Source organism: Bradyrhizobium sp. G127 (assembly GCF_021502575.1).
Classification (GTDB): Bacteria; Pseudomonadota; Alphaproteobacteria; order Rhizobiales; family Xanthobacteraceae; genus Afipia.
Map to the genome: position 1 here is coordinate 2,120,769 of NZ_JAKFGN010000001.1, position 12,803 is coordinate 2,133,571.

12 protein-coding genes are annotated in these 12,803 nt (G+C 61.1%); 7 read left to right on the forward strand and 5 right to left on the reverse strand.

The features are described from left to right. The first annotated feature begins 68 nt into the window (after positions 1–68). The 7 genes from pssA (at position 69) to LVY71_RS10020 (ending at position 7,776) form a co-directional block, all read left to right on the forward strand. Entirely contained in the window at positions 69–953 is an 885-nt protein-coding gene (gene pssA / locus LVY71_RS09990) for a CDP-diacylglycerol--serine O-phosphatidyltransferase (protein WP_502797550.1), read from the forward strand. Between the two features lie 240 nt (positions 954–1,193). Further along, a complete protein-coding gene (locus LVY71_RS09995) occupies positions 1,194–1,967 on the forward strand; it encodes a motility protein A (RefSeq protein ID WP_235099640.1) in 774 nt (257 codons plus the stop codon). 33 nt (positions 1,968–2,000) lie between these two features. After that, entirely contained in the window at positions 2,001–2,831 is an 831-nt protein-coding gene (locus LVY71_RS10000) for an OmpA/MotB family protein (protein ID WP_235099641.1), read from the forward strand. A gap of 154 nt (positions 2,832–2,985) precedes the next feature. Continuing rightward, positions 2,986–4,887 carry a potassium transporter Kup gene (locus LVY71_RS10005; protein WP_235099642.1) on the forward strand — a complete coding sequence of 634 codons (1,902 nt, stop codon included), beginning with the start codon at positions 2,986–2,988 and terminating at the stop codon, positions 4,885–4,887. A 223-nt stretch (positions 4,888–5,110) separates the two neighbouring features. Then, positions 5,111–5,491, forward strand: coding sequence for a rhodanese-like domain-containing protein (locus tag LVY71_RS10010; RefSeq protein ID WP_235099643.1), 381 nt, complete (start codon positions 5,111–5,113; stop codon positions 5,489–5,491). A gap of 8 nt (positions 5,492–5,499) precedes the next feature. Further along, complete coding sequence (locus LVY71_RS10015) at positions 5,500–6,651, forward strand: aminotransferase (RefSeq protein ID WP_235099644.1); 1,152 nt, start codon at positions 5,500–5,502, stop codon at positions 6,649–6,651. 39 nt (positions 6,652–6,690) lie between these two features. Beyond that, entirely contained in the window at positions 6,691–7,776 is a 1,086-nt protein-coding gene (locus LVY71_RS10020; RefSeq protein ID WP_235100076.1) for a polyamine ABC transporter substrate-binding protein, read from the forward strand. On the opposite strand, the gene LVY71_RS10025 is transcribed toward LVY71_RS10020, so the two are convergent. The 5 genes from LVY71_RS10025 to LVY71_RS10045 form a co-directional block, all read right to left on the reverse strand. Continuing rightward, entirely contained in the window at positions 7,777–8,709 is a 933-nt protein-coding gene (locus tag LVY71_RS10025) for a lipid A biosynthesis lauroyl acyltransferase (protein WP_235099645.1), read from the reverse strand. It lies immediately after the preceding gene. Beyond that, the gene (locus tag LVY71_RS10030) at positions 8,709–9,731 is read right to left on the reverse strand and encodes a zinc-binding dehydrogenase (RefSeq protein WP_235099646.1); all 1,023 of its coding nucleotides are present in this window, start codon (positions 9,729–9,731) and stop codon (positions 8,709–8,711) included. The genes LVY71_RS10025 and LVY71_RS10030 overlap by 1 nt, the downstream gene beginning before the upstream one ends. 100 nt (positions 9,732–9,831) lie before the next feature. Then, a complete protein-coding gene (locus tag LVY71_RS10035; protein WP_235099647.1) occupies positions 9,832–11,112 on the reverse strand; it encodes a beta-ketoacyl-ACP synthase in 1,281 nt (426 codons plus the stop codon). 17 nt (positions 11,113–11,129) lie between these two features. Beyond that, on the reverse strand, positions 11,130–12,329 hold the full coding sequence (locus LVY71_RS10040; protein ID WP_235099648.1) for a beta-ketoacyl-ACP synthase: 1,200 nt from the start codon (positions 12,327–12,329) through the stop codon (positions 11,130–11,132). After that, the gene (locus tag LVY71_RS10045; RefSeq protein ID WP_235099649.1) at positions 12,322–12,795 is read right to left on the reverse strand and encodes a 3-hydroxyacyl-ACP dehydratase FabZ family protein; all 474 of its coding nucleotides are present in this window, start codon (positions 12,793–12,795) and stop codon (positions 12,322–12,324) included. The genes LVY71_RS10040 and LVY71_RS10045 overlap by 8 nt, the downstream gene beginning before the upstream one ends. Between the last annotated feature and the right edge of the window lie 8 nt (positions 12,796–12,803).

Here is a 12,803-nt window from a genome sequence, read left to right on the forward strand (position 1 = left end):
CCGAGATCATCCGGAAGGGCTTTTCGCCACAATGGCGGCGCAGGGTGGGGCCTGTTATATAAGGTCTTATGGACATGCTTCCCGACCCCCGAACGCCAGATTTGCGCCGCCGCCGGTTTCGCCAGATTCCGATCCGGATGCTGGTGCCCAACGTCATTACGCTGCTGGCAATCTGCGCCGGCCTGACCGCGATCAGGCTGTCCATCGAAGGCCGCAACGAACTGGCGCTGGCTGCGATCGTGTTCGCCGCGGTGCTCGACGGTATTGACGGCCGCGTCGCCCGCATGATCAAGGGTCAGTCCCGGTTTGGCGCCGAGCTCGACAGCCTAGCGGACTTCGTCAACTTCGGCGTCGCGCCTGCGCTGATCCTGTATTTCTGGCAATTGCACGACCTCAACAATGTCGGCTGGATCGCGGCGATGATCTTCGCGATCAGCGGTGGATTGCGGCTGGCGCGCTTCAACGCCACCATGGACGATCCGAACAAGCCGCCGTTCGCCGCGAATTATTTCACTGGCGTGCCGGCCCCGCTCGGCGCGATCTGCGTGCTGCTGCCGATGTACCTGGTGCTGATCGGCGCGCCGCAATTGCCGGCTCCGATCACGGCACTGTTCACGCTCTCCATTGCATTTCTGATGGTGTCCCGCCTTCCGGTGTTTTCGGGCAAGATGATCGGCGGCAAGATCGCGCCGGACATGGTGCTGCCGGTGGTCGTGTTGGTCGTCCTGTTTATTGCCGTCCTGATCAGCTATCCGTGGCATCTGTTGACCGGCGGCTCACTGCTCTATCTCCTGAGTTTGCCGATCGGGTGGGCGTCCTATCGAGAACACGAGCGCCGGGCGCGCGTCGCGGCGGCTGCGAGTGAAGCCGCCCCGCGTTACACTGCCGACGTCCCGGATTTTCCCGCGACTGTCGATCCCGCTGAGGATGATCGTCCGACGCGCCTGAACTAGCGCGTATTCGCGCGGGCGAATGGTTAAGGAATTCCTGACATTTGTCACGGTGACTTCTGCGCGGTAGCAGGATGCGCGTCAAATCCGGCTATGTGAGCCTGCTTTCGCAAGGCGCGCCACAAACGTGCCGCATACGCATCCAAATTCGATAACCTTTACGCGAATTTAATGGCCCCGACGCTAGGGTTCCGATGCGCGCCTCAGAACGAGCCGCGCTGTAGGGTTGCGTCGGAGTTTGACATGGATATCGCCACCGGGGCTGGCATTCTCATCGGCATCGCCGTTCTTACCACTCTCGTTCTGATGGGCGGCGATTTCCGGATTTTCTACGACAGCCACGCCATCATCATCATCTTCGGCGGTTCGTTCGCGGCAACGCTGATCCGATTTCCCTTTATCGCCATCATGCACGGCATGCCGCTGGGCCTGAAATACGCGTTCACTATGCGCCGCACGACGTCGCGCGAGTTAGTGGATGAATTGGCGCAGCTTGCGGAAATCGCGCGCAAGCAGGGGCCGGTCGGACTCGAGAAGGTTGAGACCGACGATCCCTTCCTCGCCAAAGGCATTCGCTACGTCGCCGACGGCTACGACATGGAGTTCATCCGCGACAATCTGGAGCGCGACCGCGACAACTTTCTGCTTCATCTCGACGAAGGTCAGAAGATCTATCGGGCCATCGGCGACTGTGCACCGGCCTTCGGCATGGTCGGCACGCTGATCGGTATGGTGCAGATGTTTTCCAACATGGCCGACCCGTCGAAGCTCGGTCCGTTCATGGCGATTTCGCTGCTGGCAACGCTTTACGGCGCTCTGGTCGCAAACCTGTTTTGTCTGCCGATCGCCGACAAGCTGCACGTCAAACTGACCGATGAGGACACCAACCGCACGCTGATCATCGACGGCATTCTGATGATCCGCGATGCGAAATCTCCGACGCTCGTTCGCGAAATGCTGCTGGCTTACCTGCCCGAAAAGCATCGCCATGAAGAGGGCGAGCCGGTTCCGGCTTGATCTTTCGCGTTTGATGTAGGGCGGCAAAAGGCCATGGCCAAGAAAAAGAAGGGTGGAGCTCACGCGGGAGGTCACGGCTGGTTCGTGACCTTCGCCGATCTCATGGCCCTTATGATGAGCTTCTTCGTGATGCTTGTCGCTTTCTCGACGCAGGATCAGCAGAAGCTAAAAATCGTCGCAGGCTCGATGCGCGATGCTTTCGGCGTCCAGAACGCCTCGCGCTTCTCAGGCCTTATCGAGTCCGACGGCTTGCCGACGCGTCCCAAGATGCGGAACGTCGCGCATATTCCGCCGGAGGAGGCCTCCAACACGCCGACCCCCGATCAGGAAGACAAGAACAAAACGGCCGGCGCGCGAATGAAGACCGACCGCGAATTTGCGCTGGCTTCAGCCTCGCTGCGTCAGGCGTTGCAGGATCTGCCGGAAATTACCGAACTGTCCAAGCACATCATGTTCGAGGAAAATAAGCAGGGGCTCAATCTCGAGATCGTCGATCAGGACGGCCGCTCGATGTTCGCCGACGGCTCGAAGCAGCCGCTGGAGCGGACGCGGCGCCTGATCCAGAAACTTGCTGGGCCGCTCAAGGCAACACCGTTGCCGATCGCCATCGTGGGGCATACCTCCGCAAACTTCATTCCGTCGCGATCCGGCTATGGCGGCTTCGACTTGTCGGCGGACCGGGCCAATGTCGTGCGCCAGATCCTCGAACAGGAAGGCCTGCCGACCTCTCACATTGCCTCCGTGACGGGCAAGGCCGACACCCAGCCGCTTTTCCCGGACGATCCCTCGCTTGCCGCAAACCGGCGGGTGACCATCACACTGTTGCGGGAAGATCCGCCGTTACCGCCCAATCTTAAACCTTAGTCTTGCTGTATCATAATACCTTTTCGCGGCTATGTTTCCGCGGCTTTCTTGATGCGCGGCAGTGGACATCAGATGGCAGTGATATAAGAAGCGCCACTCGAACGATTACCGGGCGTGCCGGGATCAAAGACACCGTCAGGGCGTTCCCTCGATCATGGCTGCCAGCGACACACCCGCCGATACGCCCCAAGAGGTGCCGGTAAGCACCGGCTTTTGGGCCCTTACACTTGGCAGCATCGGCGTGGTTTTCGGCGACATCGGCACCTCGCCGCTGTACGCCTTTCGCGAAGCCGTCCACAACGCCACACATGGCGGACCGGTCTCGCGCGACATCGTGCTCGGTGTGCTGTCGCTGATCCTGTGGTCCTTGATCATCGTCGTCACCATCAAATACGTGTTGCTGCTGCTGCGCGCCGACAACAACGGCGAAGGCGGCACGCTGTCGCTAATGGCGCTCGGGCAGCGGGCGCTGGGACGGCGAAGCTGGTTTTTGCTGGCGCTGGGCGTGATCGGCGGATCGATGTTCCTGGGCGATGCGATGATCACGCCGGCCATTTCCGTGCTCTCGGCAGTGGAGGGTTTGAAGATCGCCACACCGGCGCTGGAGCCCTATGTCGTACCGCTGGCGATCGTGATCCTTGTCTGCCTCTTTGCCGTGCAAAGCCGGGGCACGGCCATAGTCGCCAGAGCTTTTGGCCCCGTCATGATCATCTGGTTCCTGACGCTCGGCGTCATGGGGCTGATGCACATTAGCGACGATCCGGGAATCGTGCACGCCATCAACCCCATTTTTGCCGTCCGGTTCTTGCTGACGCATGGCGTGATCGGGCTGGTGATTCTCGGTGCGGTGTTTCTGGCGGTGACCGGTGGCGAGGCGCTGTACGCCGATCTTGGCCATTTCGGGCGCAAGCCGATCCAGGCGGCGTGGTTCTATTTTGTGCTGCCGTGCCTGTTGCTGAATTATTTCGGGCAGGGCGCTCTGGTCCTGTCGCATCCGGAAGCGATCGAAAACCCATTCTATCGCATGGTGCCGGACAATCTCCTGGTTCCGCTGATCTGTCTTGCGACCGCAGCGACCGTGATTGCAAGCCAAGCCGTTATCACCGGCGCCTTCTCGCTGGTGCGTCAAGCCATTCAACTCGGTTTGTTGCCGCGGTTCGAGGTCCGTTACACGTCCGAGTCGCACGCCGGACAGATTTATCTGCCGCGCGTCAATGTACTGCTGCTGATCGGCGTTCTGCTGCTTGTCGGCCTGTTCCGCACCTCAAGCGGTCTAGCCTCGGCCTACGGCATCGCGGTGTCCACCACGATGGTTTGCGACGGCATCATGTGCTTCGTCGTGATCTGGAAGCTCTGGAACTGGCGCGCCGCGACCGCGGCTACGCTGATCATCCCGCTGGTGATCGTCGATCTGACATTCCTGACGGCGAATCTGTTGAAGCTGCTTCAGGGCGCATGGGTGCCGGTGCTGTTCGGAATCCTGATGGCGGGCCTGATCTGGACGTGGCGGCGTGGCACTGCGATCCTCTTCAACAAGACCCGGCGCACGGAAGTGCCGCTGGTCGATCTCATCAAGAGCCTCGAAAAACGCCCGCCGCATATCGCGAAAGGCACCGCGGTATTTCTCACCAGCGACCCCGATTACGTTCCCACCGCATTGCTGCACAATCTCAAGCACAACAAGGTGCTCCACGAACACAACGTGATCCTGACCATCCGCACCGCAGAGACGCCGCGCGTCGATGTGGCCGACCGGGTGCGCATGGAAAACATCAGCGATAAGTTCTCGACGGTGCGGCTGACGTTCGGCTTCATGGAGTCACCCAATGTGCCGAAGGCGCTGGCGATCGCGCGCAAGCTCGGCTGGCAGTTCGACATCATGTCGACGTCGTTCTTTTTGTCCCGCCGTGCCCTGAAGCCCGCGGCTCACTCAGGAATGCCGCGCTGGCAGGATCATCTGTTTATCGCGCTCAGCCGGTCGGCGAACGACGCCACCGATTACTTCCAGATTCCGACCGGCCGTGTCGTGGAAGTGGGCACCCAGATCACGATCTAGGCGGTCGCGTTTCCGCTCTTATCGGGTCGCGAGGGATTTCTTCCCTTCCGCTTTGGGAATAGAGGGGAAAGCGTCTCCTGAACCTCCTTCAGCGGTCGTTACCCAATCGTGGCGGCTTGATTTTCTCCTTGTAAAAAGAGAGGTTGTGCGCCGTTTGCGTCTGATTTCTTCGTCGGGCGCGGGTCCTTGGGGCAGGCCTCGGGGGCATGCTTTTCCGAAGTCGATGCCAATCTGGAAATCTCCAAGGGCACGTTTCGGAGTTACGCCAGTGGAGGTCGATGTGTCGAAAGTTCACGATTTGACGGCGGAAGAGGTTGCCGCGGGAATTGCGCAAGGGCGTTATCTGCTGGTGGATGTGCGCGAGCCGAATGAGGTCGCGGCTGAAGCCTATCCGGACGCGGTAGTGGTGCCACTCTCAACCTTCGATCCGGCGCAAATTCCAGATCCGCAGGGCAAGACGGTCGTTTTTGCCTGCCGCTCCGGCAAGCGCTCGGTGACAGCGTCGCTTGCCGCGCAGGTTGCCGGCAAACCCTACGACTCGCACCTCGCGGGCGGAATGCTGGCGTGGAAGGCTGCCGGACTGCCATCCAAGACGGGCGGCTGATTCTTCCGATGAACAAGATTTTCGCGGACCTGCCCAACACCATCTTCGACGTGATGTCGCAGGCCGCGCGCGATCTCAATGCGATCAATCTCGGTCAAGGATTTCCGGACGATCCAGGACCGCTCGACATCCGGGAAAAGGCCGCCGACGCGGTCCTGAACGGCTACAACCAATACCCGTCGATGATGGGCATTCCAGAGTTGCGGCAGGCGATCGCTACCCACTACGGCCACTGGCATGGCGTGAAGCTCGATGCCATGAGCGAAGTGATGGTCACCTCGGGTGCCACGGAAGCGCTGACCGGCTCGATCCTCGGGCTGGTCGAGCCCGGCGACGAGGTGCTGGTGTTCCAGCCGATGTACGACTCCTATGTGCCGATCATCCGGTTGGCCGGAGGCACTCCCAAATTCCTCCGCCTGGAGCCGCCGCACTGGCGCCTGCCGGAAGAAGCGATCCGCGCGGCGATTACGCCGAAGACGCGTTATGTGATACTCAACAATCCGCTTAACCCGGCGGCGGTGGTCTATGCACGCGAAGATCTCGAAATGCTGGCGCGCATCTGTCAGGAGTTCGACCTGATCGCCATTTGCGACGAGGTCTGGGAGCACGTTGTATTCGACGGCCGCAAGCATATCCCGCTGATTTCGATTCCGGGCATGCGCGACCGTACGGTCAAGATCGGCTCGGCCGGAAAAATGTTCGGACTGACCGGCTGGAAAATCGGCTTCGTCTGCGCCGCGCCTCATATCCTGCGTGTGCTTGCGAAGGCGCATCAGTTTATCACGTTCACGACCGCCCCAAATCTTCAGGTTGCTGTCGCTTATGGCCTCGGCAAGCCCGACGAATATTTCCTCCAGATGCGGACCGAGCTGGCGCGCAGCCGCGACCGTTTGAGCAGGGGCCTGTCCGGAATCGGCTTTCCCGTTCTCGACTCGCAGGGCACGTATTTCCTCAATGTCGATCTGGCGCCGCTGGGGTTGAACGAAACCGACGAAGCCTTTTGCAAGCGTCTGGTGCATGAGCACAAGGTCGCGGCGATTCCGGTTTCGGCCTTTTATGAGGAAAACCACGTAACCTCGGTGGTGCGGTTCTGCTTTTCGAAAAAGGATGCGACGCTCGACACTGCACTCGAACGGCTGTCGTGCGTACTTCATCGCTGAGACGAGGCTGCTGATATGGGTACATTCGTGACGAACGTAATGCGTGCGGCAATGGTTGTCGCGGGATTGCTGTCGGCAGGGAGCGCCGCCCCGGCGCAGCAGCGCAGCGTGAATTTCTACAACTGGTCGAACTACATGGCGCCCGGCGTGCTCGAACAGTTCACCAAGGAGACCGGCATCAAGGTCACTTACGATACATTCGATGCCAACGAGACGCTGGAGACGCGCCTGCTGGCCGGAAAATCCGGTTACGATGTCGTGATGCCGACGGCGTATTTCCTGCAGCGCCAGATCGCGGCGAACATCTTCCAGAAGCTCGACAAGTCGAAGCTGCCCAATCTCGTCAATGCATGGCCGGAAGTGACGAAACGTCTCGCGGTCTACGATCCGGGCAATACCTTTGCCGCCAACTACATGTGGGGCACCACGGGGATCGGCTATAACATCAAGAAGCTGCAGGACATTCTCGGGCCGGATGCGAAGATCGACTCCTGGTCCATCGTGTTCAAGCCAGAGAACCTTGCCAAGTTCAAGGATTGCGGGATTCATATGCTGGATTCTGCCGACGACATCCTTCCCGCGGCGCTGAACTATCTTAGCATCGATCCCAATTCGACCAGGCAGGCTGATCTGGACAAGGCCGCCGATCTTGTCGGCAAGGTGCGGCCTTATGTGCGCAAATTTCACTCCTCCGAATATCTGAGCGCGCTGGCCACCGGGGAAATCTGCTTCGTGGTGGGTTGGTCCGGCGACATCAAGCAGGCGCAGAGCCGCGCTTCAGAGGCGAAGAACGGCGTGGAGATCGGCTACGCGATCCCTAAGGAGGGCGCGCAGATGTTCTTCGACAACTTCGCGATTCCGGCGGATGCGCAGAACGTTTCCGAGGCCTACGAACTGATCAATTATCTCTATCGGCCCGACGTCGCCGCGAAGAATTCAGACTTTCTGTCCTATGCAAACGGAAATCTGGCGAGTCAGAAGCTGATCGACCCGAAGATCATCAACGACAAGACGGTTTATCCCGACGAGGCGACATTGAATCGTCTGTTCGTCATCACGGCCCGCGACGCGGCCACCCAGCGTATCATCAACCGTCTGTGGACGCGGGTGAAGACAGGGCGGTAATCACCGCCAGCGGCGGTGCAGCCACAGCCATTGCTCGGGATGCTCGCGCACCCATCCCTCGATCACCGTGTTGATCGCCTGCGTGGTGCCCTGCACGTCGATCTTGCCCTCGGCATCGCGCACCGGATTCACTTCGTCCGACAGATCGATGCGGAAGCGATGATTGGGCAGCCGGATAATCCGCACGCCATGAATCGGACATTCCACCTGCCGCGCCAGACGGGCGAGCAGGGGATTGGCTTTTGCCGTGCGTCCGAAGAAGGTCACATCGACACCGCGGCTGAAATGCTGATCGACCAGCATGCCAACATGGACGCCTTTTTGCAGCGCCTGCGCCAGCCGCAGCGGTGCGTCGTGCGTGGTGGCGATCATCGTGCCCATGTTGACGGAGCGGATATCCTGAATTGCGCGATCGACCGCAGCAATGTTCGGGCGGCGGAACAGGATCGCTGACTCAAGGCCATAGGCAGGGGCAGCGAGGGCCGGTAACTCCCAGTTGCCGAGATGGCTGGCGAATATCAACGCGCCCTTGCCATCGTCGCGCAGCGCGATGAATTTTTCGATGGCACCGGGCGCGGGTTCGATGCGCCGGCTCTCCCAATGCTCAGGATCGAGATCCCACAGATGATCGAGATGGGCGAATTCCGCTCCGACGCGTCCGAGATTGTCCCATACGCCGGTCAGAATGGCGTCAATCTCGGCGGGGATTTTCTCGGGGAATGCGGCGGTCAGGTTGGCACGGCCGATCTTATGTTCCGGCAGCCAGGGGCCGATGACGCGCGTAACCGATGCGAAGAAGTTAGCCGTGCGGTCCGGATTGAAATAGCGGGTGCCCCGCAGCAGGCCGACCGCGATTGTGCCGAGAATAGCCCCCGTCACGGGCTTGAGCACGTCCCGCAGCACGGCCTTGGCGCGGAGAAACAGCCGGCGCATCAGAACGTGACGACGATCTTGCCGAACACTTGGCGGCTTTCCATTCTTTTCAGCGCCGCGGCGACGTCATCGATCGGCACTTCTGTATCGATCACAGGCTTCATGCCGGCAGCCATCTTGTCGAGGCTTTCGGCGATATTCTTCATCGTCGCGCCGAACGATCCAAAGATGCGGTACTGCTGCTGGAACAGTTGCATCAGGTTGATGGTGGTCGTCGGACCCGAGGTCGAACCGCAGGTCACCAGCCGTCCGCCGCGCTTGAGAACCAGCAGCGAGCCATTGAAGGTGTCTGCGCCGACGTGCTCGAACACGACGTCGACACCTTTCTTCTTGGTGATTTTGCGGGTCTCGTGTTCGAAACGATCCTTGCGATAGTTGATGACGTGATCCGCGCCGAGTGCCTTCACGCCCTCGATCTTGGAATCGTCGCCGACGGTGGTGATAACGGTACAGCCGATCGCCTTGGCCATCATGATCGCGACGGTGCCGATGCCCGAGCCGCCGGCATGCACCAGGATGGTTTCGCCGGGGAGCAGCTTGGCGTTGTCGAACAGCATGTGCTGCACGGTGGAGAACGCAATCGGTGCGCAGGCGGCGTCGCGATCCGAGACGCCATCCGGCACCGGAATGACAAGCCGCTCGTTGAGGTTCATCAACTCGCGCGCGAAGCCGTCGACATGAAAGCCCATGATGCCGGCGACATTCTCGCACAGGTTGTCGCGGCCCGCCTTGCAGGCGGGGCAGACACCACAGGTCAGCGCGCCATACATGACGACCTTCTGCCCCGGCTTGAAGCGTGTCACGCCTTCGCCGACGGAGGCGATCTCGCCGGAGGCTTCCGCGCCGACCACGAGCGGGAGCTTGCGCTTGGCGAAGGCCATGCCGCGATAACCCCAAACGTCGATATGGTTGAGCGCGACGGCGTTGACGCGGATCTGGACCTCGCCCGGTCCCGGCGGTGGGGGAGGCGGAACATCCGCGACCACGAGCTGGCGGTCGGCAACGAGGGAAAGCGCGCGCATGAAGGCGTCCTGAGAGACTGAATTTGCTTGCAGATTTGGAGGTGGGTATCGCCGGTTCAGGCGGCGGCGTCAACCGCGCCCGAAGCCCTCGCGCGGGTCCTCAGGCGGGCTCGCGGGTCAGGATCAGGGACGCATTCTGGCCGCCGAAACCGAACGAATTCGACATCACCGCGTTCACGCGCGCGTCGCGGGCCTTGTTCGGCACCACATCGAACGGGATCGCAGGATCGGGCACGTCGTAATTGATCGTCGGCGGGATCCTCTGATGTTCCAGCGTCAGCAGCGAGAACACGGCTTCCACCGCGCCGGCTGCCGACAGCGTATGGCCGACCATCGACTTGTTGGACGACACCGGAATTTGCTTGGCGCGTTCTCCGAACACCATCGAGATGCCGAGATATTCCATCTTGTCGTTCTCGGGCGTTCCGGTGCCGTGGGCGTTGATGTAATCGATCTGGTCTGTGCTCATGCCGGCGTCCGACAGCGCATTGTTCACGCATCCGACGATCGGCTTGCCGTCAGGGCTGGAACGGGTGCGATGGAACGAGTCGGCGAGTTCGCCGCAGCCCGCGACGACGCCGAGGATTTTCGCGCCGCGCGCGGTGGCCGCTTCCAGGCTTTCGAGCACCAGCGCGCCGGCGCCTTCCGCCATCACGAAGCCGTCGCGGTTCTTGGAGAACGGACGCACGGCAGCCTGGGGTGGGTCGTTGTTGGTTGACAGCGCTGAAAGCAGCGAGAACCGCACCAGCGCTTCGGCATTGACCGAGCCATCCGTCGCCACGCACAGCGCGGCATCGGTTTCGCCGCGGCGGATCGCCTCGACGCCGAGCTGGATCGCTGTGGCGCCGGATGCGCATGCGGTGGAGAGGGAAATTGGAGATCCCTTGGTGCCGAAAGTTTCGACCAGATGATCGGCGACCGAGCCGAACAGGAAGCGGCGATGCAGGCCGGTGAATCTGCCGCCGCCGCTGGCTTTGAGCAGCGCGTCGTAATCAATGCCGGACGTCATTCCGGTGGCGCGGGCGATGTCCTGCCGCGGCTGCCATTCGAGCTCGATCGGGGCGACTGCCAGAAACAGGGGACCGGGAAAGTCGCCCTTGCTGCCGATATTGGCCTGCGCGACGGCTTCCTCGGTGGCGATGTCCGCGAGTTTTTCCGACAGGGCCGTGGACGAGAAAGGTTCAAGGGGAACGAAATCGATCGTGCCGGCCATCGTGGTCTTGAGGCCTTCGGTCGGAAAGCGGGTGATGGTGCGAATGCCGGATTCGCCCGCCGTCAGCTTAGCCCAGTTGTCCGATTTGCCAGCGCCAAGGGACGTGACGACGCCCATGCCGGTGACCACAACGACCGGCCGTCCGAATTTATCGCGAGTGGATGTCATGGTGTTTTCATGCCCCGCTAAATGGCCTCGACCAGCGCCATGCCTTCGCCGCGCCAGTGACCGGTTCCAATCACCACAATTTGGGATGGTGGCTTCGCCATTTCAATCTCGACACCTGAATTATCGTGGGGCGGAAACAGTGCCCCGCGGGAGATCGACAGCGCCGCGAGCGCGAGGCCGAGCGGGAGCTGTGCCTCCATCACATGACCAAAGGCCGTACCGGTGCCGCGGGCGGGAATATCGTGATGCTTGCCGAGAAATACGCGCTCTTCGGCGGTCGCCGGTGCTGCCCCTGTTGCTCCGGTGATGATCGCTGCGCTCTTGCCGACCGTTCCGATCTTCGACCACAAACCGTCGAGCGCAGCGGTTACCTCGCCCGGAGATTTGCGCAGCGCGTGATCAGCAACGACTTTGGTTAGCCGGGCATAGGGTTTTGCGCCGCGTGCCATCGCATGGTCTTTCGACTCGATGACAAGAAACACCCCGCCCGCACCGAGGGCAAAACCATTGTCGCGCTCCCAGACCGGCAGGAACTTGTTCTTGAGATTGAAATCGCCGAACTCATAGAGCATCAGCATTTCCTTGCGCTCGCTATTCTGCGCGGCGCCGACCAGGGCGATGTCGCTTTGGCCGTTCAGGATGCGCGCAAGCGCGATGCGCGTGGCGTCGATGCCGGCAGATTCCTCGCCCATGAAGGTCCGCGACGATCCAGTGACGCCGTGTACGATGGAAATGTTGCCCGCGAGCAGGTTTGAAAGCTGCGCCAGAAACAGGGTGGGACGCAGATCGTTCATCAGCCGTTCGTTGAGAAAGCCCGGCGCGGCGTTGCCCTGAACGTCGGCATTGACGATCGCGGAATCGACCGCGAGATCACGCTCGCCGCCGCCGGCGGCGACGATCATGTCCATACGCGAGAGAATTTCGGTGTTGCCCTTCACCCCGGCGGAGTCGAGAGCGAGACCCGCGGCGTAGGTGCCGATCCGCTGCCAGGCTTCCATCTGGCGCTGATCGCCCTTCTTTGGAATCTGGGCGTCGAAACTCAGCTTCGTCATCGGATGAACGACGTAAGGGGCGAACGTCGTCTCGTCCACGTTCACTGTCTTGCTGTTCAGTGCATCCCAGTGAGCATCGAGACCTTCGCCGAGCGACGTGGCTAATCCGATGCCGGTGATCCAGGCTTCGCGCGTGCCGCCGGGCGATGAAGTTGTCTCAGCCATGAGCGATTGCCTGTTGGGGAAAGCCGATACGCGTTGCCATGGATTCCATGTGTCCGCGCAAATCGGGATTTGGGAACGGCGTGTGGCGGAACGTCAGCGTTGCGTTGCATTTCAGTTTGCCGCCAACGCGGACCTTGGCGTCGGTGATGGCGAAGCCGGAGCCGTCGTGCACGATGCTCGCGTCGATCGTCAGCAACTCGCCCGGCGTGACGAAGTCGCGCATCTTGGCTTCCTTGACGCTGGCCAGAAACGGCATGCGTTCGAACTTCAGAAGTGCGATCAAAAGCCAGCCCGAGGTCTGCGCCATGGCTTCGATCAGCAGCACGCCCGGCATCAGCGGATAGCCGGGGAAGTGTCCTTCGAAGATGGTGCTGGCCTGCGGGACCTGCGCCTCGACCGTAATCGTCCGTTTGCCGACGTCGAGATCGGTGATGCGGTCAATGAGCTGGAAGTATTCGAGATGCATGGCGGGCG